The organism is Delftia sp. WY8 (assembly GCF_018437695.1).
GTDB classification, from domain to species: Bacteria; Pseudomonadota; Gammaproteobacteria; order Burkholderiales; family Burkholderiaceae_C; genus Comamonas; species Comamonas tsuruhatensis.
Window position 1 is genome coordinate 5538621 of sequence record NZ_CP049795.1, and the last position, 25068, is coordinate 5563688.

Genomic DNA, 25068 nt, shown 5'->3' on the forward strand with positions numbered 1-25068 from the left:
CCCGGTTTTGGCTCCGCTTCAAATAACGGCGAGAATATGGTTTTCCCGGCCCGGCTAGCATGCCCGCATGCAGCCCGGCCGGCCGCGTCTGGCGGCCCGCGGCAGCCAGGCATTCAACGATTGATTCATGTCTTCTCTTTCCCCCCGCAGCACCATGTCCGATGCACCTGAAGTGAGCCCTGCTTCTGCCAAGAATCCTGAACAACACCCCTTGGATGTGCTCACGGGCGGTGCCTTCTCCGCCGAAACCTCGGGTGATCGCGCCTCGCGCATCCGCGACTGGCTGGCAACCCAGCCTTCGGTCGAGCAATTGCAGGACGTCCTCAAGGAGCTGAGCGCGCGCGACAAGAGCGCGGCCCGCGCCGTGCGTGAGCGTCTGGATGAAATCCGCCGCACCAAGGACCAGGAAAAGATCGCAGTGGAATGGGCTGAAAAGGCCCAGGCACTGCTGGTCGCATCGCCCTTCAATGCCGCCGACGCCATCGCCTGGCAGCGCGACGCCGCCAAGGCAGGCGCCCCGCTGTCGCGTGAGCCGCTGTCGCAGTACAAGGCCCAACTGGCCGAGCGCGTCAAGGCCATCGAGGAACTGCAGCATCGCGTGCAGGTCCAGCGCGAAGTGGCTGTCTTGCTGGCCCAGCGCATCGAAGTCCTGTCCACCAAGCCATGGCGCGACGCCCAGGCTGTGCTCGACAACCTGCGCGCCGACGTGGCCCGCTGGCAGGAGCAGGCCGGCGAGCTCACCGGCGATGCCAACTGGGCCAGCGTGGATGGACGCTTCCCGCCCCAGCTGGAAGCCGCCAGCGCACAGCTGATCCTTGTCTGGGATGCGTTCCAGTCTGCCCTTGCGCTGACCGAGGCCGCCGCAGCGGACGAAGCAGCCCCGCTGCCCACCGTGCCCGTGTGGGCCGATGAACTGCGTGTGGCGCGTGGCCTGCCTCCCGAGGCAGCGGCCGCCGAGCCGTCCAAGCCAGCGCCTGCCGGCCGCAGCGCAGCGCAGCCCAAGGCCAAGACGTCGCCTGAGCAGGTGGCTGCCGCCAGCGCTGCCCTGACCCAGGCGCTGGAACAGCTCCAGGCCGAGACGGCTGCTGGCGAAAGCAAGGCTGGCTCCGCTGCCGTGCAAGCCGTGCGTGCCGCCATCAAGGCTCATGGTCGTCTGGTGGACGACGCGCTGGTCACCAAGGTGCACGAGGCCCTCTTGGCAGCAGGCGAAGCCGAAGGCTGGCCGCGCCAGAACGCAGACAAGCTGCGTGAGGAGCTGGTTGCCAAGGCGGAAGCTCTGCTGAACCGTCCTGAAGGCCAGGCGCTGGGCGGTCGCAAGATCCAGGAATCCCTGCGCAGCCTGCGTGAGCAGTGGAAGCTGGCCGACCAGGGCAGCGCGGCCAACCACGCTCTCTGGAAGAAGTTTGACGAAGCCTGCAACGCGGCCCACAAGGTGGTCGAGTCCTGGCACGACAAGCTGCGCACGGAAACCACCCAGTCCAAGGCACAGCGCCTGGCGCTGATCGAAGAGATCAAGGCCTGGGCAGCGCAGCAGGCCGCCAGCGAAGATCTCAAGGGTGCGGCCCGCGCATTGCGCCAGTTCGCTGAACGCTGGCGCGAGAGCGGTCATATCGGTGAAAAACTGTTTGCCGAGCTGCAGCCCCAGTTCAAGCAGGCCATGGCCCTGGCCGAGGCTCCGCTGCATGCTGCGCAAAAGGCCAGCCTGCAGCGCCGCCACGCCATGATCGACGAGGCCACGGCGCTGGGCGCCGCACCCAGCCTGCGCATCGATGCCGTCAAGGCACTGCAGCAGCGCTGGCAGGCCGAGGCGCAGGCCGTGCCGCTGGATCGCAAGCACGAGCAAAAGCTGTGGGACGCCTTCCGCAAGCCCCTGGACGAGGCTTTCAACCGCAAGGGCAGCGAGCGTGGTTCCCGGGCCGCAGCCGTGCAGCTCAGCGACCATGACCGCCGCGTACTGGAGGCTTCGCAGGCCGTGGAAGCTGCCAACACATCGGGTGACGTGCAGCAAATCCGCGCTGCGGTGGAGGCTCTGGAGCAGGCGCTGCGCGGCCGTGCCGATGCCTCCGTCAACGCTGCCCAGCCGGAACAGGCGCCAGTGGCTGCGGCCGGCTCGGAAGAATCGCAAGCGAAGCCGGCGCCGGTGCGCCCCGTGGTTGCCGTGCGCGGGGATGATCGTCCCGGCATGAAGAAGGAAGAGGGTGGTGCGCGCGCTGCCCGTCCTGGCGACCGCCGCGACGGTGGCCGTGGCCGCGATGGAAGGGACGGACGCGACAACCGTGACAATGGCCGCTTTGGCCGCGAACCGCGTGAAGAGCGCGGTCCGCGCCTGGCCGATCCGGCCTTCCGTGCCCAGCGTGAAGCCATGGAGCATGCGCAGGACGCTCTGCGCAAGCTCGCGGCCCAGGCCCATGGCGAAGCGCTGACCCAGCTGATGGCAGCCTGGGAATCGCGTGACGCTACGCAGATTCCGGCGGCCCAGCAGCTCGGCGGTCGCGTGTCTGCGCAAGTGCGCAGCGCCTGGTCGCAGGCACTGGCCCAGGCGCCCAAGGGTGATGCGGGTGAAGCCCTGCTGCGCCTTGAAATGGCTGCCGACGTGCCCACGCCTGCAGAGCATCTGAGCGCCCGCCGTGCCCTGCAGCTGCAACTGCTGACGCGCCGCAACGATCCGGCCCCGCAGGAAACCTGGGGTAGCGATGCCGCGCGGGTGCTGGCATCGGCACGCGATGACGCCACCGCACGCCGCCTGCAGAACGTGCTCAAGCAACTGCTGCGCAAGTGACGGGGTGGGGTTGAGACCCTCATCGTCAAGAAAGGGAGCCGTCGGCTCCCTTTTTTTTGACCCTGCCGATACCTGATGGTGCTTGGGATGGAGGCATCCGTGTACGCACCCAAGCAAAAAGGCCGTTGCATGTGCAACGGCCTTTTCATGTTTGGTGCCCAGGAGAGGACTCGAACCTCCACGGAGTTACCCGCTAGTACCTGAAACTAGTGCGTCTACCAATTCCGCCACCTGGGCATTTCAGAGTACGCAAATTATATAGCGCGAAAGCGACGTGCCGGGCCGGCTTGCAAAGATTTTCGTGAACTTTTTGCGGTGTGAAGCGCGGGCCCGTCGACTATCGGGATCGGCAAAGAAAAAGGCCGTTGCATGTGCAACGGCCTTTTCATGTTTGGTGCCCAGGAGAGGACTCGAACCTCCACGGAGTTACCCGCTAGTACCTGAAACTAGTGCGTCTACCAATTCCGCCACCTGGGCATTTCAGAGTATGCAAATTATATAGCGCGAAAGCGATGTGCCGGGCAGGTTTGCAAAGATTTTCGTGAAATTTTTCTGGCGAGAGGCGCGTGACGTCGCTTTTCGGAAACGGCAAAGAAAAAGGCCGTTGCATGTGCAACGGCCTTTTCATGTTTGGTGCCCAGGAGAGGACTCGAACCTCCACGGAGTTACCCGCTAGTACCTGAAACTAGTGCGTCTACCAATTCCGCCACCTGGGCTTGCTGAAGCTGAAATTCTACTGCATTTTTTGCAGCGAAGTCCTGATCTTCGATTTTTTTCTTGAGACTGTGATCGGCCAAGTCATGAAGCCAGGGAGCCACCTTCTTGTGAAGATAGTTCCTCAGTTCACCGCAACCTCTGCAGGTTGTCGTTAAACTTGGTGCCCAGGAGAGGACTCGAACCTCCACGGAGTTACCCGCTAGTACCTGAAACTAGTGCGTCTACCAATTCCGCCACCTGGGCATCTCAGGAAAGATTTAGATTGTATACCAAGAAAATGAACCCTCACGCAAAAAGTGCCGACGCGAACGACGAAATCGGGGGCAGTGTGCAGGGGCACCGCGACGGACATGGCTTCGTCATCCGTGATGACGGCGAAGGCGACATCTTCCTTCCTCCCAATGAAATGCGTGCGGTGCTGCACAAGGACCGTGTCAAGGTTCGCATCGTGCGGCAGGACCGCCGCGGCAGGCCTGAAGGCCGCGTGGTCGAGATCATCGAGCGGCCTGCGCACAACATCATTGGCCGCTTCTTGCAGGAAAGCGGCGTGTATCTGGTCGCTCCCGAAGACAAGCGCTATGGCCAGGACATCCTGATCCCTGCCAACGCGACGGGTTCGGCCAAGATCGGACAGGTGGTCGTGGTGGAGTTGACCGAGGCGCCTGCACTGTTCGGCCAGCCCGTGGGGCGCATCATTGAAGTGCTCGGTGAGGTCGACGATCCCGGCATGGAGATCGAGATTGCGGTGCGCAAGTACGGCGTGCCCCATGTGTTTTCCGATGCCTGCCTGGCACAGGCCAAGGCCCTGCCGGACAGGGTGCGGCCTGCCGATCGCAAGAATCGCATCGATCTGACCGATGTGCCCCTGGTCACCATCGATGGCGAGGATGCGCGCGACTTCGATGACGCAGTCTACTGCGAGCCTGCCAAGGTCGGGCGCGGCAAGGGCTGGCGCCTGCTGGTGGCGATTGCCGATGTGAGTCACTACGTGACCACGGGCAGTGCCATCGATATCGATGCCTATGACCGTGCCACCAGCGTCTATTTCCCGCGCCGTGTGATCCCCATGCTGCCCGAGAAGCTCAGCAATGGCCTGTGCTCGCTCAATCCCGATGTGGATCGCCTGTGCATGGTCTGCGACATGCTGATCACTGCAAAGGGCGATATCCATGCCTATCAGTTCTATCCCGCGGTGATGCACAGCCATGCGCGCTTCACCTATAACGAGGTGGCTGCCATCCTGGCCAATACGCGTGGCCCGGAGGCTGCCAAGCGCTCCGATCGCGTGGGCGACTTGCTGAATCTGCATGGGGTGTACCAGGCGCTGCTCAAGTCGCGCGAAGCACGCGGCGCCGTGGACTTCGAGACCACGGAGACGCAGATCGTCTGTGACGAGAACGGCCGTATCGAGAAGATCGTGCCGCGCACGCGCAACGAGGCGCACAAGCTGATCGAGGAGGCCATGCTGGCCGCCAACGTCTGCAGCGCGGACTTCATCGAGCACAGCGGCCGCGTTGGCCTGTTCCGCGTGCACGACAAGCCCTCGCTGGAGAAGCAGGACATCCTGCGCAACTACCTCAAGGCCATGGGAGTGGGTATGGCGCTTGGCGAGAATCCGGCCACGTCCGAATTCCAGGCCATTGCCAATGCCACCAAGGACCGGCCTGATGCCCAGCAGATCCACACCATGCTGCTGCGCTCGATGATGCAGGCCTTCTACACGCCTGAAAATTCGGGCCACTTCGGGCTGGCCTTCGATGCCTATACGCACTTCACCAGTCCGATTCGCCGCTATCCCGACTTGCTCGTGCACCGCGTGATCAAGGCCGAGCTTGAAGGCACTCACTATCGCCTGCCCGAACTGCCCACGCCTGGAGAGGCCGAAGCCAAGTTGGCCAAGCGTCTGGCCTCGCGTGTCAGTGCACCCGGCCAGAAGCCGCGCAAGCGCGCGCCCGCCGCCGAGGTCCAGGCCTGGGAGGCTGCAGGCCTGCACTGCAGCGCGAACGAGCGCCGCGCCGATGAGGCCAGCCGAGATGTCGAGGCCTGGCTCAAGTGCAAGTACATGCGTGAGCATCTGGGGGAGGAGTTCGCAGGCGTGGTCTCTGCGGTCACCACCTTCGGCATCTTCGTCACGCTCGATGCCATGTATGTGGAGGGTCTGGTCCACATCACCGAGCTGGGGGGGGACTACTTCCGCTTTGATGAGGCGCGCCAGGAACTGCGGGGCGAGCGCTCGGGCATCCGCTACGGCATAGGTACGCGGCTGCGCGTTCAGGTCAGCCGTGTGGACCTGGATGGCCGGCGCATCGATTTCCGCCTGGTGCGCGACGGCGAAGAGCAGCCGGCTTCGGGTCGTTCCGGCAGGGCGCCGGCGCGCACGGAAGCCCATCATGGCGAAAAATGGGGGCGCCGCGACGCCAAGGAAAAGCGTGCGCAGCGTAACTCCGGCGGTGCCGGCGGAGCCCGGTCTGAATCCGACGGCGCGGTGTCTTCCGGCAAGCAGGGGCGCAAGGCGTCCAAGAAGGCCATGGTCAAGGGCGTGAACCTGGCCGCGCTGGAGGCTGAATATGCGAGTGCCCAGTCCCGCCCGGCCGCGCCAGTGCGTCAAAGCGACGTGAGTGAGCCGGCCGTGGTGCCAGGTTCGTCCGTACCTGCGGCACGCGCCTCCCGCAAGGGCAGGGCGGCTGAAGCGCGCAAGTCTGTCGCCATCGATGCTGACCACGGTCTGCCGCAGTTGCCGCCGCCATCGCCGGTGCAGGCGCTGCGCGCCTTGGGTAAGAAGGCCTTGGGGGCCGTCAAGTCCAAGGTGGCAGGCAAGACATCCAAGCCCCGGCGCAAGCCCTGAGGGCGTCTATTGGCCCAGCCGCTGGGCCAGCGCGCTGGCGCTGAACGGCATTTGCGCGGGCCATTGGTCTGCCGCATGGCCGTGGCGCCAGGCCGCCAGTGTTGCGGCCTGCGCGGGGTCCAGCCCTTGCGCCCATAGCGCGGCAATCAGCCCGGCGAGAACATCTCCGGTTCCTCCGGTGGACAGCCGGGCGTTGCCTGTGGGGTTGATCCAGCAGGGCGGCGATGCATTGCCGTCGCCCTGCGGTCCGGCGATCACGGTGCCCGAGCCCTTCAGCAACGCCGTGCAGTTGAATTGGAGCGCCAGTTGCCTGGCTGCTGAAAGTCGCTGGGCCTGGACCTGGGCAGTGCTCATTTTCAGCAGGCGGGCGGCCTCCAGCGGGTGCGGTGTCAGCACCGTGTGCTGGCTGCGTCGTCTGCGTTCTTTCAGAAGCAGGGCCAGCGACTCATCTTCGGCAACCGCGTTCAGTGCGTCTGCGTCCAGTACCAGCCTGGGCGCCTGATCCAGAATTTGGGGCAGCCAGGCGCGCACCGCCATGCCGCCGCCACATCCGCACACGACGGTGGCGCCGCGCCAGTCTTGTGCTTCGGGGCTGCGCAACATGATTTCGGGCCAGGGGGAGATGGCCTGGCCTGACCCGTGCGAGGCATCGAGCAGTGCCAGCATCACGCGTCCCGCCCCGCCGTGCAAGGCTGCCAGTGCGGCCAGCCAGGCGGCGCCGGTCATGGACAGGCCGCGGTGTTCCAGCCCCTCTCCGCCCAGAATGGCCACGTCGCCAAAGCTCCCCTTATGGCTGGCATGCGGACGCGGGGCGCGGGCTTCCGGGGAGAAAAGTTGTGCGCACGGTGAGATGGCGAAGGGTGGCGCGCTGCTTGCCAGTCCTGTGTCCAGATCGTCCCACCATATCTGGCCGCAGGCGTCGCGGCCGCTTCCTGTGAACAGGCCGGGTTGCAGTGTCAGCAGAGCCAGCGTATGCCGTGCGCTGACCGGGAGGTTCATGGGCTCGAATCCAGGCAGGTATTGCCCGGTGTCGGCATCCAGGCCGGATGCGATGTCCACGCAAAGGACGGGGCTGATGCCGGACTGCAGGCTGCGCAGCAGCGGCAGCAATCGGTCATCTTTTCGGGTGGGTGGGCTTGCCGTGTCGGGTCGGCGCAGGCCGATGCCGAGCAAGGCATCAATGCACAGATCCTGAGGCCCCATGTCAGGGGGCATGTGGGCGATCCATTGCACGCCGGCCTTGTGGGCTGCATCCCATGCGGCACGCGCGTCGGCGGGCATGCGGTCGCGTTCGCGCACGCAGCTGACCAGGATGCGGCAATTGCGGGATCGTGCCGGCATCGTGTTCAGGTGCTGTTGAAGCCAGGCGGCTGCCTGCAAGCCGTCTCCGCCGTTGTTCCCAGGGCCGCAGGCGATCCAGATGCGGTTGGCGTGAGGGGCGATGGCGCGTGCCAGGCGTGCCAGCCCCATGCCTGCGCGCTGCATGAGGCAGTGTTCGGGCAGTCGGGCCGCGGCCTGCTGTTCCAGGGTGCGTGTGGCCACTGTATCGAACATTGGCAATGCGGTGGATGTGGGAATGCGCAGCATGGCCTGAGCATAGCCGCCAGCCGCAGGGCGGGGTGTCCGCAGCGGTCAGCCGAAGCGGCGCGGATCCAGCAATGCGCTGTCCAGGAAACTGGTGCGGTTGTCCATCAGGTCGCTCAGCATGCTGGCGCAGCCTTGGGCAATGGCGGCACCACAGCTGCCATGGCCCAGGTTGAGCCAGATGCCGGGCAAACCGCTGGCGCCCAGCAACGGCAGTCCATCGGCTGTGCACATGCGTGTGCCATGCCAGATCTGAACGCCCGAGGTCAGCACGGCGCTGCCGGGAAAGACCATGTTGAGTCGGTGGTACATGCGCTGCAGCGTGGCCTCGTGCATGGGGCCGTGGCTGCCCAGTTCAGCGCCGGCCACGACCCGCATGCGCTGGCCAAGGCGCACCAGGGTCATCTGCTCGCTCCAGTCGACGATGGCGTGGCGGGGCGCGTAGCCTTGTTCGCGCAGCGGAGCACTGATGCCATAGCCGCGCAGGGCGATCATGGGCAGGCGCAGGCTCAGCGGCGCGAGCAGGTTTGCGGCCTCGGCGCCAGCGCAGACGACGATGGCATCGTGCGACCGGGGCGTGTCTTCGCCTTGCAGCTGCAGGCGAGCGGTGCGCCCGGCGCCGCCGGGCTGCAGTCGCTGCACAAGGCGTTGCGTCTCGAATCGTGCTCCTGCGGACTGTGCGGCCTGCCTTTGCATCAGCGTGGCCAGGCGGCCGTTGGCGGCGCCAGCCTGCGGGAAATACAAGGAGCCTGCGAGTGCGGTCTCCTCGCCCAGCGCGGGCTCACGCAGGCGGGTCTGGGCGGCATCCAGTGCCTCGCAGCGCGTGCCGGCCTCGGCCAGCGCTGCCAGTGCAGGTTTCAGTTGCTCATGGTCGGCCTCGCTGCCCAGCAGCACCAGGCTGCCGGAGACATATTCCGGGTCCAGCTCCCACTGCCGCCACAGCGATTGCTGGAACTGCTGGCTGCGCTGGGTGAGCGTCTCCAGTGCCGCCATCGTGGCTGTGGGTTCGCCGGCTTTGCGCAGGCGCCGCCCAGCCTGGCGCCATTGCCATAGCCAGCGCAGCTGGGCTGCGAGGTTTCCGGAGCCGAGGCGTGGCAAAGCCTGCCGGCCGGGAAGCGTGGGTGAGCGTTCTGTGGTGGAGAGACCGGGGACGCTCCACGGTTGGAGCAGGCTGGGGCCCAGCCAGCCGGCATGTCCGAAGCTGGCTTCCTCGGCCACCGTGCCATGGCGCTCGTAGACGGTGACCTCGTGCCCGACCTGGGCCAGTGCGTGGGCTGTCGCAACGCCAATGCTGCCGGCGCCCACAATCGCGATGTTCATTTTGGGGTGGAATCTGCTGAAGTGCCTGAATTATCAAGCGGATGTAGCTATCACTACAGGAGTGTGTGGCCGATGCGGCAACCGTGGCTATGCGGGGTGTGAGCGCGCGTTGGGTGCGAAGCCTCAGTCTTGGGATGGCGTATGCTAGAATCTTGCGGCTTTGCTAGGGGTTCACCCTGATTTTCTTCGGAATTGCCGGAGATCAGGTGATGGCTTTGGGGTGCGAGGTGTTCGTCATGAATGCCTGCCCATGCTTGCAACCCCCGTTGCAAAGTCAATCGCAAACCAGTCCCTTCAAGGTGTTGCTTCCTGTATCCAGGGGCAATTGTCGGGCTGGATTTTAGACCTAACCTTTGAGGTATTCATATGTCCGTCACTATGCGCGATATGCTGGAAGCAGGCGTCCACTTCGGTCACCAGACCCGTTTCTGGAACCCCAAGATGGCCCCCTTCATCTTCGGCCACCGCAACAAGATCCACATCATCAACCTGGAAAAGTCGCTGCCGATGTTCCAGGACGCCCAGAAGTTCGTGAAGCAGCTGGCTTCCAACGGCGGCACCATCCTGATGGTCGGCACCAAGCGCCAGGCCCGCGAGCTGGTGGCTGCCGAAGCCCAGCGCGCTGGCGTTCCTTTCGTTGACCAGCGCTGGCTGGGCGGCATGCTGACCAACTTCAAGACCGTCAAGACGTCCATCAAGCGTCTGAAGGAAATGAAGGCCCAGCAGGAAGCCGGTCTGGAAACCATGAGCAAGAAGGAACAGCTGATGTTCGTTCGCGAACTGGAAAAGCTGGAAAAGGACATCGGCGGCATTCAGGACATGAACAGCCTGCCCGACGCCATCTTCGTGATCGACGTGGGCTTCCACAAGATTGCCGTGGCCGAAGCCAAGAAGCTGGGCATCCCCCTGGTCGGCGTGGTTGACTCCAACCACAATCCCGAAGGCATCGACTATGTCATCCCCGGTAACGACGACTCTGCCAAGGCCGTGCAACTGTACGCCCAAGGCATCGCCGACGCGATCCTGGAAGGCCGCGCTGCTGCACTGACCGACGTGGTCAAGGCCGCATCCGGCGAGAGCGGTGACGAGTTCGTGGAAGTGGAAGAATCCGCTGCCTGATTGAGCTTGTCCGGCTGAGCGACCTCGTCGCCGAATAAAAAGCGGGGCTCAGGGTAGCCCCGTTTTTTTAAGCCGAAATCCTGTAACGAATCGAACTGACATTGGAGAAATACGATGGCTGCAATTACCGCAAGCATGGTGGCTGAACTGCGCGCAAAGACTGACGCGCCCATGATGGAGTGCAAGAAGGCCCTGACCGAAGCCGAAGGCGACCTGGTCAAGGCGGAAGAGCTGCTGCGCGTCAAGCTCGGCACCAAGGCTGGCAAGGCTGCCTCGCGCGTGACCGCCGAAGGCGTGATCGCCGCCTTCATCAATGGCAATCAGGGTGCCATGATCGAAGTCAACAGCGAAACCGACTTCGTGTCCAAGAACGACAGCTTCATCGCGATGGCCAACGCCGCCGCCAAGCTGGTCGCCGAGCAAAACCCCGCCGACGTGGCCGCGCTGAGCGCACTGGCCTATGAGCAGGACGGCTTCGGTCCCACGCTGGAAGACGTGCGCAAGGGCCTGATCGGCAAGATCGGCGAAAACATGTCCTTCCGCCGCTTCAAGCGCTTCGAAGGCTCCAGCCTGGCTTCCTACCTGCACGGCTCGCGCATCGGCGTGGTCGTCGAGTTCGATGGCGATGCCACGGCTGCCAAGGATGTCGCCATGCACGTGGCCGCCATGAAGCCCGTGTCCGTGACCAGCGCCGACGTGCCCGCCGAGCTGATCGAGAAGGAGCGTACCGTTGCTGCCGCCAAGGCTGCCGAGTCCGGCAAGCCTGCCGACATCGTCGCCAAGATGGTCGAAGGCTCGGTGCAGAAGTACCTGAAGGAAGTCTCGCTGGCCGACCAGGTCTTCGTGAAGGCTGCCGACGGCAAGCAGACCGTGGCCCAGATGCTCAAGGCCGCCAACACCAACGTCAAGGGCTTCACCCTGTACGTGGTCGGCGAAGGCATTGAAAAGAAGGTCGACGACTTCGCTGCCGAAGTGGCTGCCCAGGTGGCTGCCGCCAAGGCCGGCGCCTGATCCTTCCGGGCGACCGAACCGTTCCCTTCACCATCCATCATCATCCACCACTTCGGAGAAACACCATGACCCACGCCACACCGGCCCACAAGCGCATCCTGCTCAAGCTGTCCGGTGAGGCACTCATGGGGGATGACTCGTTCGGCATCAACCGTGCGACCATCGAGCGCATGGTTTCCGAAATTGCCGAGGTCACCAAGGTTGGTGTCCAGGTGGCGGTGGTGATCGGTGGGGGGAACATCTTTCGCGGCGTGGCTGGCGGCTCGGTCGGCATGGACCGTGCCACCGCCGACTACATGGGCATGCTGGCCACGGTCATGAATGCCCTGGCCCTGGCCGATGCCATGGACAAGCAGGGGCTGACAGCCCGCGTGATGTCGGCCATTGCCATCGAGCAGGTCGTGGAGCCCTATGTGCGCCCCAAGGCCTTGCAGTACCTCGAGGAGGGCAAGGTGGTGGTGTTCGCTGCCGGCACCGGCAACCCGTTCTTCACGACCGACACGGCCGCCGCGCTGCGTGGCGCTGAAATCGGCGCCGAGGTGGTGCTCAAGGCCACCAAGGTCGACGGTGTCTACACCGACGACCCGATGAAGAACCCCGACGCGACCCGCTACCACAAGCTGGCTTTCGACGAGGCCATCTCGCGCAACCTGGGCATCATGGACGCCACCGCCTTTGCGCTGTGCCGCGATCAGAAGCTGCCGATCCGGGTGTTCTCCATCGTCAAGCCCGGCGCGCTCAAGCGCGTGGTCATGGGCGAGGACGAGGGCACGCTGGTGTACGCTTGAGCGTTTTGATACCGCGTTACACAGCTCTTCAAGGAACAAGAACATGACGATTGCAGACATCAAGAAGACCACCGAGTCCAAGATGGGCCAGTCCATCGAAGCGCTCAAGAACAATCTTGCGCGCGTGCGCACCGGTCGTGCCAATCCATCGCTGCTGGACTCCATCCATGTGGAGTACTACGGCTCCATGGTGCCGCTGTCCCAGGTGGCCAACGTCACCCTGCTTGACGCGCGCACCATCAGCGTCCAGCCCTGGGAAAAGAGCATGTCGGCCAAGGTGGAGAAGGCCATCCGCGAAAGCGATCTGGGCCTGAACCCCGCCTCGCTGGGGGACCTGATCCGCGTGCCCATGCCTCCCATGAGCGAGGAGCGCCGCAAGGAAATGACCAAGCTGGCGCGCAATGAAGGCGAAGCTTCCAAGGTCGCCGTGCGCAACCTGCGCCGCGATGCCAACGAAGCCGTCAAGAAGCTGGTCAAGGACAAGGAAGCCTCGGAAGACGATCAAAAGCGTTGCGAAGCCGATGTCCAGAAGATGACCGACAAGCACATCGCCGAGATCGATACGCTGGTGGCGGCCAAGGAACAAGACATCATGGCGGTCTGAGGCGTCCTGCCTCATTTGCCTCAGGGTCCGTACCTTTGACCAAACAAGACTCCGGCGCGGTGCCGCGCCATATTGCCGTCATCATGGATGGCAATGGACGCTGGGCCAATCGCCGCTTTCTGCCGCGACTGGCCGGCCACAAGCAGGGCGTGGAATCGCTGCGCCGCTGCGCCCGCGCCTGCGTCCAGCGCGGCGTGCAGGTCCTGACCGTCTTCGCTTTCTCTTCCGAGAACTGGAACCGTCCCGAAGAGGAGGTTTCCGGTCTCATGGGCCTGCTGGCCAACGCACTTGCCAAGGAAGTGCAGCAACTGAGCCGCGACGGCGTGCGCCTGCATTTCATCGGTGACCGCAGCGGCCTGGGTGATAAGGTGTGCGCGGGCCTTGCGCAGGCCGAGACCGTCACTGCGCACAACAATCGCCTGGTTCTCAACGTCTGCTTCAACTACGGCGGACGCTGGGACATTGCACAGGCAGCTGCCCGGCTGGCAGAGAAGGGCGAGCCCATCACCCCGCAGAGCCTGGACCGCGCGCTCGCGCTGGCCCATGTGCCCGACCCGGATCTGCTGATCCGTACCGGCGGGGAAATGCGCATCAGCAACTTCCTGCTGTGGCAGGCTGCGTATTCCGAGCTTTTCTTCAGTGACAGCTTGTGGCCTGATTTCGATGAGGCCTGCCTGGACGAGGCCATCGCGGCTTTCGCTTCACGCGAGCGGCGCTTCGGCCAGACTTCCGCGCAAGTACAACAATCACAACCGACGTCGTCCCATCCGCAGACGTCCTGAACAAGGGGGAGCCATGCTCAAGCAGCGAGTCATCACCGCCCTGATCCTGCTGGCCATCCTGTTGCCTGCGCTGTTCTATCCCACGGGTATTCCGTTCGCCGTGGTCGTGCTCGTGCTCATGGCGGCAGGTGCCTGGGAATGGGGGCGTCTCAACGGCTTTGGCACCGCAGGCGCCATCGGCATAGGCGCCATCTGCACGGCGATGTGCCTGGGCGCCTGGGCTGCCGGCTGGCTGGAGCGTCCCCTGTCTGCGCTTTGGATTGTTGCCGGTGCTGCCTGGGTGCTGGGTGGCGGGGCGCTGCTGCGTGCCGGCGTGGCTGGCTGGCCGCGCATTGCTGCGCCTGTGCGCCTGGTCGGTGGAGTGCTTGCCTTGTGGCTGGCCTGGGTTGCCGTGGTGCAGGCGCGCATGATGGGCATCAACTTCCTGCTGTCGGTGCTGGTGCTGGTCTGGGTGGCCGACGTGTTCGCGTATTTCGCAGGACGGACCCTGGGCCTGAAATTCACCAAATCCAAGCTGGCTCCCACGATCAGCCCCGGCAAGAGCTGGGAAGGCGTATGGGGCGGCATGGCAGGCGTTGTGGTGCTGGCCTTGGTCTGGGTCTGGGCTGACCGCCACTACGCGGTGGCCGTGCCCAGTTTCTATTCATTGCTGCTGGCGCGCGGGGCCTGGTTCCTGCTGCTGGCGGTTGTTTTCATGGCCGCGATGAGCGTGGTCGGCGACCTGGTCGAATCCCTGGTCAAGCGCAGCGTCGGCGTCAAGGACAGCAGTGGCCTGCTGCCCGGTCATGGCGGCGTCCTCGACCGCGTCGATGCCCTGCTGCCGACCCTGCCGCTGGCCCTGATGCTTTCCTCTTTCGCGCATTCATGAAGCAGAAAATCACCGTCCTGGGCTCCACAGGCTCCATCGGTACCAATACGCTGGATGTGGTGGCGCGCCACCGCGATCACTACGAAGTCTTTGCGCTCAGCGCGGCCACGCAGGTGGACCTGATGCTGCGCCAGTGTGCCGAATTCAAGCCCCGCTACGCCGTCATGGCCAGCGCGCCGCATGCAAGGCTGCTGGCTGAGCAGCTGCGCAGCAATGGATTGGCCACCGAAGTGCTGCAGTCGCCTGACGCGCTGGAGCAGATCGCCTCGCATCCTGAAGCCGATGCCGTCATGGCGGCCATCGTCGGTGCGGCGGGCCTGGCGCCTTGCCTGGCCGCCGCACGCGCCGGCAAGCGCTTGCTGCTGGCCAACAAGGAGGCGCTGGTGGTTGGCGGCGCCCTGTTCATGGACACCGTCAAGCGCCACGGCGCAACGCTGCTGCCCATTGACAGTGAGCACTCGGCCATCTTCCAGTGCCTGCCCGAAGACCGCACCAGCTGGCCCGATCGCGTGGACAGTCTGCTGCTCACAGCCTCGGGCGGGCCTTTTCGCCTGCGCGATCCGTCCACCCTGTCCGAGATCACGCCGGAGCAGGCCTGCGCGCACCCGAATTTCTCCATGGGGCGCAAGATCTCCGTGGACTCGGCCACCATGATGAACAAGGCGCTGGAGGTGATCGAGGCCCGCTGGCTGTTCGACATGGCGCCTGACAAGATCAAGGTCGTCATCCATCCGCAGCAGATCGTACACTCCATGGTGCAGTTCAAGGATGCTTCGGTGCTCGCGCAACTGGGTACGCCCGACATGCGCGTGCCCATCGCCTGCGGCCTGGCCTGGCCCCGCCGCATCGCCAGCGGTGCGGCGCCCCTGGATTTCGCCAAGCTGTCGGCCCTGACCTTCGAGGAGGCGGATGCCGTGCGCTTTCCGGGCCTGCACCTTTCCTGGCAGGCGCTGCACGCCAGCGAGGGAACCACGGCGGTTCTCAACGCTTCCAACGAAGTCGCCGTTGCCGCCTTCCTGGAGCGGCGCCTGGCATTTGACCGTATCCACGCTGTGAATTTGCGCACGCTCGAGACCTTGCTGCCGCCTACACTGGGCAGCCTGGAAGACCTGCTGGCCCTGGACGCGCAGGCGCGCGAAATCGCGCAGACCGTGGCGCGGCAGTGGCAGCTGTGATGCCGGCTTCGCAGGTCAGGATGGTTTTCTTGATGGGCCTGCGGCGGAATCCAGAGGCGCATTGGATTCAAAGGAGTATCAATTGTTGCTGACCGTTGTCGCATTCGTGGTCGCACTGGGCTTGCTGATTGCCGTGCATGAGTGGGGCCACTACCGCGTCGCCGTGGCTTGCGGCGTGAAGGTGCTTCGCTTTTCCGTCGGATTCGGCCGCCCCATCCTGCGATGGAAGCGCAAGGGTTCGGACACGGAATTTGTCATCGGTGCACTGCCCCTTGGCGGCTATGTGCGCATGCTCGATGAGCGTGAGGGCGAGGTGCCTGCCGACCAGCGCCATCTGGCATTCAACACCCAGCCGCTGCGTGCGCGTGCAGCCATCGTGGCCGCAGGTCCCGTGGCCAATCTCGTGCTGGCCATTGCGCTGCTGGCCATCGTCAATTGGGTCGGCATGCAGGAGCCCGTTGCACGGCTGGCAACACCGCCAGCAGGCACGGTGCTGCAGATGGCGGGTGTTCAAGGCGGCGATCGCGTGCTGCGCATGGCTTTGGGTGACCAGGAATGGGAAGAGGTCCGCTCCATCAATGATCTGCGCTGGACGCTGACCCGTGCAGCGCTCGATGACGAGTCCGTGCGCATGGAGGTGGTCCAGGCCCGCCGCACCGCCCCGTCCGAACTGCGGCTCGCGCTGGCTGGTCAGGTTCAGGGCGAGCCCGATGCCGCCTTCTTCGAGCGCCTGGGCTTGCTTGGTCCCTGGACGCAGCCCGTGCTGGACAAGGTGATTGCCGGTGGTGCCGCCGAGAAGGCGGGCCTGCGCCAGGGCGATCTGGTTTTGCGCGTGGGTGGCACCTCGGTGGACGATGGCACGCAGCTGCGCAATCTCATCCGCAAGATGGGCGCATCGGGCCAGGTCCAGCAGCAGATCTGGCTGGTGGAGCGCGAGGGGCGGCAGTTGCAGATCCCGGTGCTGCCCGACCTGGGCCGATCGGAAGACGGCAAGGAAAGCATCGCCCGCATCGGCGCCTACATCGGCAGCGCCCCGGAAATGGCGCTGGTGCAGCGCGGTCCGCTGGAGGGCCTGTGGGCCGGCGTGCAGCGCACCTGGGAGCTGTCGTCGCTGACACTGCGCATGATGGGCCGCATGGTGATCGGCGAGGCCTCGCTCAAGAACATCAGCGGGCCCCTGACCATTGCCGACTACGCGGGGCGTTCGGCCAGCATGGGCCTGGTCCAATATCTCTCGTTCCTGGCGCTGATCAGCATCAGCCTGGGGGTTCTCAACTTGCTCCCCCTGCCGGTGCTCGATGGTGGGCACCTGATGTATTATCTTTGGGAGGGCGTGACTGGCCGAAGCGTGTCGGAAGTCTGGGCCGGACGCTTGCAGCGTGCAGGCGTGGCGGTTTTGATGATGATGATGTCCGTCGCCTTTTTCAACGATATCAACCGGCTTTGGGGCTAACTTTTCAGCCGTTTTCGGCAAGCCGCAGCGGCGGCAAATCCATTCATGACTAAACGTATCAATCGCCTGGGCGTGCGCGCTGCATCGACCCTGGCTGCCATGGTTTTGGCTGCCAATGCAGCCTGGGCACTGGAGCCCTTCCGCGTACAGGACATCCGCATCGAAGGTCTTCAGCGCGTGGAGCCGGGCACGGTCTTCGCTTCCATACCCCTGCGCGTGGGTGACCAGTATGACGACGACAAGGGTGCAGCCGCCATCCGCTCGCTGTTCGCATTGGGCCTGTTCAAGGACATCCGCCTGGAAGCCAACGGCAACGTGCTCGTCGTCGTGGTCGAAGAACGCCCGACCATCGCCGAAGTGAACTTCGCCGGCACCAAGGAATTCGACAAGGAAACCCTGCAAAAGGCCATGCGCGATGTGGGCCTGGCCGAGGGGCGTCCGTTCGACAAGGCACTTGCCGACCGCGCGGAGCAGGAGCTCAAGCGCCAGTACATCAACCGCAGCCTGTATGGCGCCGAAGTCGTCACGACGGTCACGCCCATCGAGCGCAACCGCGTCAACCTGACCTTCACGGTGACCGAAGGTGATCCCGCCCGTATCAACGAGATCCATATCGTCGGGAACAAGGCCTTCAGCGAATCCACGCTCAAGGACCTTTTTGACCAGGACACCGGCAACTGGATGAGCTGGTACACCAAGTCGGACCGCTATGCGCGCAACAAGCTCAACGCCGACCTGGAAACGCTGCGCTCCTACTACCTGCAGCGTGGCTACCTGGAATTCCGCGTGGACTCCACCCAGGTGGCGATCTCGCCCGACAAGCAGACCATCTCGCTGACCCTGAACATCCATGAAGGCGAGCGTTTCGTGGTCTCCGGCGTCAAGCTGGAAGGCAACTACCTGGACCGCGACGACGAATTCAAGTCCCTGGTCAAGATCAAGCCCGGCGAGCCCTACAACGCCGATCAGGTCACGGCAACGACCAAGGCCTTCACCGAGCACTTCGGCAACTTCGGCTTTGCCTTCGCGCGCGTCGAGGCCGTGCCGGACATCGACCGTGCGACCAACCGGGTGGCCCTGGTGCTGCACGCCGAGCCTTCTCGCCGCGCCTATGTGCGACGCATCAATCTCAGCGGCAACAACCGCACGCGCGACGAAGTGATCCGCCGCGAATTCCGCCAGTACGAGGCTTCCTGGTACGACGGCGACAAGATTCGCCTGTCGCGCGACCGGGTGGACCGTCTGGGCTTCTTCACCGAAGTCAACGTCGAAACCCAGGAAGTGCCGGGTTCGCCTGATCAGGTGGATCTGGTCATCTCGGTGGCTGAAAAGCCCACCGGCTCGCTGCAGCTGGGCGCTGGTTTTTCCAGCGCTGAAAAGGTTTCGCTGTCCTTCGGCATCAAGCAGGAAAACGTGTTCGGCTCAGGCAACTACCTGGGCGTGGACGTGAACACCAGCAAGTACCGCCGCACCATGGTGCTGTCGACCACGGACCCGTACTTCACGGACACCGGCATCTCGCGCACCTACGACCTGTACTACCGCACTGACCGTCCCTACTACGACGATGCGGCCTACAAGATCGTCACCTCGGGCGGCAGCGTCCGCTTTGGCGTTCCCTTCAGCGAGATCGACACCGTTTACTTCGGCGGCGGCGTTGAACGCTCCGAAATCAAGCCCGGCACCTACCTGCCCCAGGCGTACAAGGACTATGCCGACAAGTACGGCTACTCCAACACCGGCATACCGCTGACCCTGGGCTGGTCGCGCGACAGCCGTGACAGCGCGCTGGCGCCCAACTCCGGTCTCTACCAGCGCCTGAACACCGAGTGGTCGGTGGGTGGCGAGGCCCGCTATGTGCGAGCCAACTACCAGATCCAGCAGTACATCCCTCTGAGCAAGAAGTACACGCTGGCACTGAACGGTGAACTGGGCTACGGCAAGGGCCTCAATGGCCGTCCGTTCCCGCTGTTCAAGAACTTCTTCTCGGGCGGCCTGGGCTCGGTGCGTGGCTTCGAGCAGGGCTCGCTGGGTCCGCGCGACACCAAGGAAAACCTGGCGCTTGGCGGCTCCAAGAAGGTGACATTGAACGCCGAGTTCATGGTTCCGTTCCCTGGTGCCGGCAATGACAGGACTTTGCGTCTTTTTACATTCCTCGATGTGGGCAATGTCTACGGAGCCAACGAGAACTTCGATCTCGGGGAGCTGCGGGCATCCACGGGCCTGGGCATCAGCTGGATTTCCCCGCTGGGTCCCCTGCGCCTGGCCTTTGCTCAACCCATCCGCAAGCAGACCGGGGATAAAATCCAGCGACTGCAATTCCAAATCGGAACCTCTTTCTAATGAAATCTCTATCTAGCCATTTTTCCCTGGCTGTGCTGCTTGGCGCCATGGCCGTTTCCGCGCACGCCCAGGAGTTCAAGGCCGGCTTTGTGAATACGGATCGCATCTTCCGTGAAGCATCGACTGCCAAGGCTGCGCAGTCCAAGCTGGAGCAGGAATTCTCCAAGCGTGAGAAGGAGCTGATTGACCAGGGCAACTCGCTCAAGAGCGCTTCGGAGAAGTTCGAGCGTGAAGCTCCCACCATGGCCGAAAGCCAGCGCGTCTCGCGCCAGCGCCAGCTGGTGGATCAGGACCGCGAGTTCCAGCGCAAGCGCCGTGAGTTCCAGGAAGACCTGAACTCCCGCAAGAACGAAGAACTGGCCCAGGTGCTGGAACGCGCCAACAAGGTGGTCAAGCAAGTGGCCGAATCCGAGAAGTACGACGTCATCCTCCAGGAAGCCGTCTACATCAACCCCAAGTACGACATCACTGACAAGGTGATCAAGGCGCTGAACGGCGGCGGCAAGTAAGCCAGCTGTCCAGGGCTGCATGCCGTGAGCGTATTGTTGGGCCAGATCCTCGATGCACTCGGTGGCGAGTTGGTCGGTGGCGAAAGGGAGATGTCCATCTCCCGCATCGCACCGCTGGACTCTGCCGGGGCCGGGGATCTCAGTTTTCTGAGCAACCCCCGCTACCGCCAGCAACTGGCCGCCTCCGAGGCGGCCTGCGTTATTGTGGCGCCCGCCATGCGTGAGCTGGCGCAGCAGCGGGGTGCCTGCATCGTGGTCCCTGATCCGTATGCGTATTTCGCCAGGGCCACGCAGTGGTGGAAGCGAAACTGCAGGCCCGTGGCGCCGGCCGGTATCCATCCGAGCGCCGTGGTGCACGAGAGCGCCATCGTTGATGCATCGGCCACCATTGGCCCGCTGTGCGTGGTCGAGGAGGGTGCCACGATCGGTGCCCACACTGTGCTCAAGTCGCGCGTCACCATTGGCGAGAACTGCCATGTGGGCGCGCGCTGTCTGCTGCATTCCGGCGTGGTGCTGGGGGCGGACGGCTTTGGGTTCGCGCCCGAGAACGGCGCATGGGTGAAGATCGAGCAGCTCGGCGGCGTGCGGATCGGCGACGATGTGGAAATCGGCGCCAATACCTGCATAGACCGGGGTGCGCTGGACGACACGGTGATCGAGGATGGGGTCAAGCTCGACAACCTGATCCAGATCGGTCACAACGTGCATGTCGGCAGGCATACGGCCATGGCCGGCTGCGTGGGGGTGGCCGGCAGCGCGCGCATTGGCGCGCATTGCACCGTGGGAGGCGGGGCCATCGTGCTGGGCCATCTGCAGCTGGCTGACCGGGTGCATATTTCGGCAGCGACGGTAGTGACCCGTTCGCTGACACAATCAGGTGTTTACACGGGCATGTTTCCCGTGGATGAAAACGCCAAATGGGAAAAAAATGCTGCGACGCTGAAGCAGCTGCACTCCATGCGCGATCGCATCAAGGCCCTGGAGCGGCAACTGCAGCAATCGGCGGATCAAGGCCATAACGGAACGCAATGATGGATATTCACGCAATTCTCAAGCAACTGCCCCACCGCTACCCCTTCCTGCTGGTGGACAAGGTCACGGAGCTTGAGCGCAATACACGCATCAAGGCGATCAAGAACGTCACGTTCAACGAGCCCTATTTCATGGGCCATTTCCCGGGCCGCCCTGTCATGCCTGGCGTGCTCATCCTGGAGGCGCTGGCGCAGGCGGCCGGCCTTCTGGCCTTCGATGCGATGGGCCAGGTTCCGGATGAGAACAACATCTACTACTTCGTGGGCATCGACGGGGCGCGCTTCAAGCGTCCCGTGGAGCCGGGCGACCAGCTGGTGCTGGAGATCACCATCGACCGTGTGCGCGGCGGCATCTGGAAGTTCAAGGGCGTGGCCCGCGTCGAGGACGAAGTGGCCTGCGAAGCCGAGCTGATGTGCACCATGCGCAACGTGGGCTGACGGGCGCATGGCTGGCATTGAACGCATCCATCCCACGGCACTGATAGATTCCGCTGCGCAGCTGGATTCGTCGGTGTCGGTCGGCGCCTATGCCGTCATCGGACCGCATGTGGAAATCGGCGCCGGCACCACCATCGGCGCGCATTGCGTTGTTGAAGGCCATACCCGCATTGGCTGCGACAACCGGATTTTCCAGTTCGCGTCCCTGGGCGCGCAGCCCCAGGACAAGAAGTACGCAGGCGAGCCTACCCGGCTGGTTATCGGTGACCGCAACACGGTGCGGGAGTTCTGCACCTTCAACACCGGTACCGTGCAGGACCAGGGCGTCACGGCCATCGGCGACGACAACTGGATCATGGCCTATGTGCATGTGGCTCATGACTGCGTTGTCGGCAGCCACACCATCCTGGCCAACAACGCTACCCTGGCCGGCCACGTGCACGTGGGCGACCATGTCATCCTGGGCGGCCTGACGGGTGTGCACCAGTTCACCAAGGTGGGTGCCCATGCCATGGCCGGCTTTGCCAGCCATATCTCGCAGGATGTACCGCCCTTCATGATGGTGGATGGCAATCCGCTGGCCGTGCGCGGCTTCAATATCGAAGGCTTGCGCCGTCGCGGCTTCGGGTCGCAGCGCATTCAGGCCGTCAAGCAGATGCATCGTCTGCTGTACCGCCAGGGACTGACCCTTGAAGCTGCGCGAGAAGCCATTGCTTCGCTGGAGGGTGAACTGCCCGAGGCCGCGGCCGATGTATCGCTGATGCTGGATTTCCTGGCGGCTTCGACCCGGGGCATTGCGCGCTGATCTGGCGCGCGAAAGGACGGCATGACAGAGAACGCGGCGCCATCGGCGCGCCTGAGTCCATCGATTGCCATGGTCGCCGGAGAAACCTCTGGCGACCTGCTGGCGTCCTTGCTCCTGGGTGGGCTGCAGTCCCGCTGGCCAGAGGCCTCGGCCTTTGGCATCGGCGGGCTGCAGATGCAGCAGCGCGGCTTTGAAGCCTGGTGGTCCAGCGAGCGCTTGGCCGTGCATGGATACAGCTGGGAAGTGTTTCGCCGGCTGGCCGAGATTCTGAATATCCGACGCCAGCTGCGTCAGCGACTGCTCCAGCAGCGGCCGGCCGTCTTTGTCGGCATCGACGCGCCGGACTTCAACCTGGGGCTGGAAACCGATCTGCGTGCTGCGGGCATCAAGACCGTGCATTTCGTCTGTCCTTCGATCTGGGCCTGGCGTGCCGATCGCGTCGACAAGATCCGCCGCGCGGCCGATCATGTCCTGTGCATCTTCCCCTTTGAGCCCGAGTTGCTGGCCCGCCATGGCATAGACGCGACCTACGTGGGCCATCCCCTGGCCAGCGTGATTCCGCTGCAGCCCGACCGCGCAGCTGCACGCCGCCGGTTAGGGCTGCCCGAAGATGGTCTGGTGCTGGCCGTGCTGCCCGGCAGTCGGCGCTCTGAAATACGTTACCTGGCTGCCCGCTTCTTTCAGGCGGCAGCTTTGGTTCGGAAGGCGCTGCCAGCTATTAAAATAGTAGTGCCTGCTGTGCCTTCGCAATTCGACGAGCTGCAGCGCATTGCCGCGCAAGCCGGCATGGCTTCGTCGCTGCACATCGTGCGCGGCCAGTCCCATGACGCATTGGCAGCCTGTGACGTGACGCTGATAGCCAGCGGCACGGCCACGCTGGAAGCCGCCTTGTACAAGCGGCCCATGGTGATCGGCTACAACATGCACCCGTGGAGCTGGCGTCTGATGCGTGGCAAGCAACTGCAGCCCTGGGTGGGCCTGCCCAACATCCTGTGCGGCGATTTCGTCGTGCCCGAGCTGATCCAGGATGCGGCAACGCCCCAGGCGCTGAGCGCGGCCGTGCTGCAATGGCTGCAGGCCTGCGAGCATTCCCCTTCAACCGTCGAAGCGCTGGTACAGCGCTTCACAGCGCTGCACCATGAATTGCGGCGCGATACTGCCGAACTGGCCGCCCATGCGATCGAGAAAATCATTGCCCCCACTGCCGCCTGAACAGGCGTGCCTGCCCTGGCATCCGCCGGGGTTGGTTGCGGGCGTGGACGAAGCGGGCCGCGGCCCGTTGGCCGGCCCCGTGGTGGCCGCCGCTGTCATTCTTGACGATCTCCATCCCATCGAGGGTCTGAACGATTCCAAGAAGCTCACGGCTGCGCGCCGCGAGGCACTCTATGACGAGATCCGTGCCAAGGCGCTGTGCTGCAGCATTGCCGAGGCCTCGGTCGAAGAGATCGATCGCCTGAACATCCTGCAGGCCACGCTGCTGGCCATGCGCCGCGCGGTGCTGGGCCTGCGATTGAAGCCGGTACTGGTTCTGGTGGATGGCAACCAGTTGCCCGTGCTGGATGTGCAGGCCGAGGCCATCGTCAAGGGCGACGCCCTGGTGCAGTCCATCTCGGCGGCCTCCATTCTTGCCAAGGTCACGCGGGATCGGTGGTGCCAGCGCCTGCATGAGCAATACCCGGAATACGGCTTCGACGGCCACAAGGGCTATGGCACGGCGGCCCATCTTGCCGCGCTGCGCCTGCATGGCGCCTGCCAGGAGCACCGACGAACCTTCGCGCCCGTGGCCCATGTCGTGAGCATTGCCCGCAGGGCCGAGCCGCTGGCAGCCGCCCGCGTGGCCGCTGCGGCGCAGGGCGCGCAGGCCTTGCTGCTGTCGGCCTGAGCGCCTTCGCTTTCTGCGCCCGTGGCGCTGTTCTTCGCTGTTCTCTTTGCCCGGAAGCCTTGCCATGAGCCGACAACCTGCCGCTACATCGATCCAGTCCCGTGACAACGCCCTGGTCAAGGATTTGCGAAGGCTTGCCCAGGACAGCGGGGCCTACCGCAAACAAGGACGTGTCTGGCTGGAGGGGGACCATCTGTGCCGTGCTGCCCTGGCGCGCGGCATGCAGCCCGCCATGGCCGTGGTGGCAGAGTCCTTCTGGCCTCAGGTGCCGCGGGAGTGGGTGCAGGGCGCAGGCAAGTGCGTGGTGCTGTCCGATGCCGTGTTTGCCGAGGTCAGCGGACTAGAGTCTCCGGCGCGCATCGGCTTTCTGATGGACTGGCAGGCGTCGGCGGCCGTGCGTGCCGGCGTGGCCACCGTGGTGCTCGACCGTGTGCAGGACGCAGGCAACGTGGGCTCCATTCTTCGCAGTGCGGCCGCTTTCGGCTTCGGCCAGATCGTGGCCTTGAAGGGCACGGCTGCGCTGTGGAGCCAGAAGGTGCTGCGCGCCGGAATGGGCGCGCATTTCGGGCTGCACCTGGTGGAGTCGGCGTCACCCGAGGATCTGAGTGCGCTTGGCTTGCCCCTGATCGTGACCAGTTCCCATCAAGGTGAACTGATCCAGAGCGCGGCTCTGCCCTGGCCATGTGCTTGGGCCATGGGCCATGAAGGGCAGGGCGTTGGCGAGGCGCTGATGCAGCAGGCGGCGCAGCATGTGCGCATCGGCCAGCCGGGTGGTGAAGAGTCTCTGAACGTGGCTGCGGCAGCGGCGATATGCCTGCACGCAAGCAGCGTGAGTGCCGGCTCACGTCAAGGGTAATCCCGCCTCCTGTCAGGAGGCTGAAGCGCGACCAGCCTATAATGGGCGGCTTTCAAGCATTCCACAATACGCCTAGCGACGCTTCCTCGCCACCCCCTGCAGACAAGCTGTAAACCGCACGGACCCGTCCGTGCGGCACGCTGGGCGTAACCGTAATTA

20 protein-coding genes and 4 tRNA genes are annotated in these 25068 nt (G+C 64.3%); 18 read left to right on the forward strand and 6 right to left on the reverse strand.

Annotated features, from left to right (window positions below):
* The first annotated feature begins 154 nt into the window (after nucleotides 1-154).
* Nucleotides 155-2779 (forward strand): DUF349 domain-containing protein, encoded by a 2625-nt coding sequence (locus G4D77_RS25415; RefSeq protein ID WP_026062569.1) that lies wholly within the window; start codon nucleotides 155-157, stop codon nucleotides 2777-2779.
* Nucleotides 2780-2931: 152 nt separating this feature from the next.
* On the opposite strand, the gene G4D77_RS25420 is transcribed toward G4D77_RS25415, so the two are convergent.
* The 4 genes from G4D77_RS25420 to G4D77_RS25435 form a co-directional block, all read right to left on the reverse strand.
* Nucleotides 2932-3016: transfer RNA gene (locus tag G4D77_RS25420), tRNA-Leu, on the reverse strand.
* A 155-nt stretch (nucleotides 3017-3171) separates the two neighbouring features.
* A tRNA-Leu gene (locus G4D77_RS25425) sits at nucleotides 3172-3256 on the reverse strand.
* A gap of 154 nt (nucleotides 3257-3410) precedes the next feature.
* Nucleotides 3411-3495: transfer RNA gene (locus G4D77_RS25430), tRNA-Leu, on the reverse strand.
* Between the two features lie 159 nt (nucleotides 3496-3654).
* Nucleotides 3655-3739: transfer RNA gene (locus tag G4D77_RS25435), tRNA-Leu, on the reverse strand.
* 34 nt (nucleotides 3740-3773) lie between these two features.
* Here G4D77_RS25435 and rnr point away from each other — a divergent pair.
* Entirely contained in the window at nucleotides 3774-6341 is a 2568-nt protein-coding gene (gene rnr / locus G4D77_RS25440; protein WP_213757754.1) for a ribonuclease R, read from the forward strand.
* Nucleotides 6342-6347: 6 nt separating this feature from the next.
* Here the strand turns inward: rnr and G4D77_RS25445 are convergent, their stop codons facing one another.
* Both G4D77_RS25445 and G4D77_RS25450 read right to left on the reverse strand, forming a co-directional pair.
* The gene (locus tag G4D77_RS25445) at nucleotides 6348-7928 is read right to left on the reverse strand and encodes an NAD(P)H-hydrate dehydratase (protein WP_154833840.1); all 1581 of its coding nucleotides are present in this window, start codon (nucleotides 7926-7928) and stop codon (nucleotides 6348-6350) included.
* Between the two features lie 45 nt (nucleotides 7929-7973).
* Entirely contained in the window at nucleotides 7974-9245 is a 1272-nt protein-coding gene (locus G4D77_RS25450) for an FAD-dependent oxidoreductase (RefSeq protein ID WP_154833841.1), read from the reverse strand.
* Between the two features lie 366 nt (nucleotides 9246-9611).
* Here G4D77_RS25450 and rpsB point away from each other — a divergent pair, with 366 nt between their 5' ends.
* The 16 genes from rpsB to G4D77_RS25530 all read left to right on the forward strand — a co-directional run bounded on the left by rpsB (nucleotide 9612) and on the right by G4D77_RS25530 (nucleotide 24909).
* On the forward strand, nucleotides 9612-10364 hold the full coding sequence (rpsB, locus tag G4D77_RS25455) for a 30S ribosomal protein S2 (protein ID WP_154833842.1): 753 nt from the start codon (nucleotides 9612-9614) through the stop codon (nucleotides 10362-10364).
* A gap of 114 nt (nucleotides 10365-10478) precedes the next feature.
* Nucleotides 10479-11375 carry a translation elongation factor Ts gene (gene tsf / locus G4D77_RS25460; RefSeq protein WP_016447489.1) on the forward strand — a complete coding sequence of 299 codons (897 nt, stop codon included), beginning with the start codon at nucleotides 10479-10481 and terminating at the stop codon, nucleotides 11373-11375.
* Between the two features lie 65 nt (nucleotides 11376-11440).
* Complete coding sequence (gene pyrH / locus G4D77_RS25465) at nucleotides 11441-12163, forward strand: UMP kinase (RefSeq protein ID WP_016447488.1); 723 nt, start codon at nucleotides 11441-11443, stop codon at nucleotides 12161-12163.
* A 43-nt stretch (nucleotides 12164-12206) separates the two neighbouring features.
* Nucleotides 12207-12767 (forward strand): ribosome recycling factor, encoded by a 561-nt coding sequence (gene frr, locus G4D77_RS25470; RefSeq protein WP_016447487.1) that lies wholly within the window; start codon nucleotides 12207-12209, stop codon nucleotides 12765-12767.
* A gap of 35 nt (nucleotides 12768-12802) precedes the next feature.
* Nucleotides 12803-13549, forward strand: a complete 747-nt coding sequence (uppS, locus tag G4D77_RS25475; RefSeq protein ID WP_016447486.1) for a polyprenyl diphosphate synthase — start codon at nucleotides 12803-12805, stop codon at nucleotides 13547-13549.
* A gap of 13 nt (nucleotides 13550-13562) precedes the next feature.
* Nucleotides 13563-14417: a phosphatidate cytidylyltransferase gene (locus G4D77_RS25480; RefSeq protein ID WP_016447485.1), complete on the forward strand. Its 855-nt coding sequence runs from the start codon at nucleotides 13563-13565 to the stop codon at nucleotides 14415-14417.
* A complete protein-coding gene (gene ispC, locus G4D77_RS25485) occupies nucleotides 14414-15592 on the forward strand; it encodes a 1-deoxy-D-xylulose-5-phosphate reductoisomerase (protein WP_047218936.1) in 1179 nt (392 codons plus the stop codon). Before G4D77_RS25480 ends, ispC begins: the two co-directional genes overlap by 4 nt.
* Before the next feature lie 82 nt (nucleotides 15593-15674).
* Nucleotides 15675-17045: an RIP metalloprotease RseP gene (rseP, locus tag G4D77_RS25490; protein WP_193726201.1), complete on the forward strand. Its 1371-nt coding sequence runs from the start codon at nucleotides 15675-15677 to the stop codon at nucleotides 17043-17045.
* A 45-nt stretch (nucleotides 17046-17090) separates the two neighbouring features.
* Complete coding sequence (gene bamA, locus G4D77_RS25495) at nucleotides 17091-19388, forward strand: outer membrane protein assembly factor BamA (RefSeq protein ID WP_016447482.1); 2298 nt, start codon at nucleotides 17091-17093, stop codon at nucleotides 19386-19388.
* Entirely contained in the window at nucleotides 19388-19897 is a 510-nt protein-coding gene (locus G4D77_RS25500; RefSeq protein ID WP_016447481.1) for an OmpH/Skp family outer membrane protein, read from the forward strand. Before bamA ends, G4D77_RS25500 begins: the two co-directional genes overlap by 1 nt.
* Nucleotides 19898-19921: 24 nt before the next feature.
* Nucleotides 19922-20929, forward strand: a complete 1008-nt coding sequence (lpxD, locus tag G4D77_RS25505; RefSeq protein ID WP_016451336.1) for a UDP-3-O-(3-hydroxymyristoyl)glucosamine N-acyltransferase — start codon at nucleotides 19922-19924, stop codon at nucleotides 20927-20929.
* Nucleotides 20926-21366, forward strand: coding sequence for a 3-hydroxyacyl-ACP dehydratase FabZ (fabZ, locus tag G4D77_RS25510; RefSeq protein ID WP_012206736.1), 441 nt, complete (start codon nucleotides 20926-20928; stop codon nucleotides 21364-21366). Before lpxD ends, fabZ begins: the two co-directional genes overlap by 4 nt.
* 7 nt (nucleotides 21367-21373) lie before the next feature.
* Nucleotides 21374-22171: an acyl-ACP--UDP-N-acetylglucosamine O-acyltransferase gene (gene lpxA / locus G4D77_RS25515; protein ID WP_016447479.1), complete on the forward strand. Its 798-nt coding sequence runs from the start codon at nucleotides 21374-21376 to the stop codon at nucleotides 22169-22171.
* Between the two features lie 21 nt (nucleotides 22172-22192).
* A complete protein-coding gene (gene lpxB / locus G4D77_RS25520; RefSeq protein ID WP_016447478.1) occupies nucleotides 22193-23383 on the forward strand; it encodes a lipid-A-disaccharide synthase in 1191 nt (396 codons plus the stop codon).
* Complete coding sequence (gene rnhB / locus G4D77_RS25525; protein WP_016447477.1) at nucleotides 23346-24053, forward strand: ribonuclease HII; 708 nt, start codon at nucleotides 23346-23348, stop codon at nucleotides 24051-24053. Before lpxB ends, rnhB begins: the two co-directional genes overlap by 38 nt.
* Before the next feature lie 64 nt (nucleotides 24054-24117).
* Nucleotides 24118-24909 (forward strand): TrmH family RNA methyltransferase, encoded by a 792-nt coding sequence (locus G4D77_RS25530; RefSeq protein ID WP_154833843.1) that lies wholly within the window; start codon nucleotides 24118-24120, stop codon nucleotides 24907-24909.
* The last annotated feature ends 159 nt before the right edge of the window (nucleotides 24910-25068 follow it).

What these genes read in the sequence shown, in the direction of transcription:
- G4D77_RS25415 (WP_026062569.1), top strand. Translation starts at nt 155, where the DNA reads ATGTCCGATGCACCTGAAGTGAGCCCTGCTTCTGCCAAGAATCCTGAA.
- rnr (WP_213757754.1), top strand. Translation starts at nt 3,774, where the DNA reads ATGAACCCTCACGCAAAAAGTGCCGACGCGAACGACGAAATCGGGGGC.
- G4D77_RS25445 (WP_154833840.1), bottom strand. Translation starts at nt 7,928, where the DNA reads ATGCTGCGCATTCCCACATCCACCGCATTGCCAATGTTCGATACAGTG.
- G4D77_RS25450 (WP_154833841.1), bottom strand. Translation starts at nt 9,245, where the DNA reads ATGAACATCGCGATTGTGGGCGCCGGCAGCATTGGCGTTGCGACAGCC.
- rpsB (WP_154833842.1), top strand. Translation starts at nt 9,612, where the DNA reads ATGTCCGTCACTATGCGCGATATGCTGGAAGCAGGCGTCCACTTCGGT.
- tsf (WP_016447489.1), top strand. Translation starts at nt 10,479, where the DNA reads ATGGCTGCAATTACCGCAAGCATGGTGGCTGAACTGCGCGCAAAGACT.
- pyrH (WP_016447488.1), top strand. Translation starts at nt 11,441, where the DNA reads ATGACCCACGCCACACCGGCCCACAAGCGCATCCTGCTCAAGCTGTCC.
- frr (WP_016447487.1), top strand. Translation starts at nt 12,207, where the DNA reads ATGACGATTGCAGACATCAAGAAGACCACCGAGTCCAAGATGGGCCAG.
- G4D77_RS25480 (WP_016447485.1), top strand. Translation starts at nt 13,563, where the DNA reads ATGCTCAAGCAGCGAGTCATCACCGCCCTGATCCTGCTGGCCATCCTG.
- ispC (WP_047218936.1), top strand. Translation starts at nt 14,414, where the DNA reads ATGAAGCAGAAAATCACCGTCCTGGGCTCCACAGGCTCCATCGGTACC.
- bamA (WP_016447482.1), top strand. Translation starts at nt 17,091, where the DNA reads ATGACTAAACGTATCAATCGCCTGGGCGTGCGCGCTGCATCGACCCTG.
- G4D77_RS25500 (WP_016447481.1), top strand. Translation starts at nt 19,388, where the DNA reads ATGAAATCTCTATCTAGCCATTTTTCCCTGGCTGTGCTGCTTGGCGCC.
- fabZ (WP_012206736.1), top strand. Translation starts at nt 20,926, where the DNA reads ATGATGGATATTCACGCAATTCTCAAGCAACTGCCCCACCGCTACCCC.
- lpxA (WP_016447479.1), top strand. Translation starts at nt 21,374, where the DNA reads ATGGCTGGCATTGAACGCATCCATCCCACGGCACTGATAGATTCCGCT.
- lpxB (WP_016447478.1), top strand. Translation starts at nt 22,193, where the DNA reads ATGACAGAGAACGCGGCGCCATCGGCGCGCCTGAGTCCATCGATTGCC.
- rnhB (WP_016447477.1), top strand. Translation starts at nt 23,346, where the DNA reads ATGCGATCGAGAAAATCATTGCCCCCACTGCCGCCTGAACAGGCGTGC.
- G4D77_RS25530 (WP_154833843.1), top strand. Translation starts at nt 24,118, where the DNA reads ATGAGCCGACAACCTGCCGCTACATCGATCCAGTCCCGTGACAACGCC.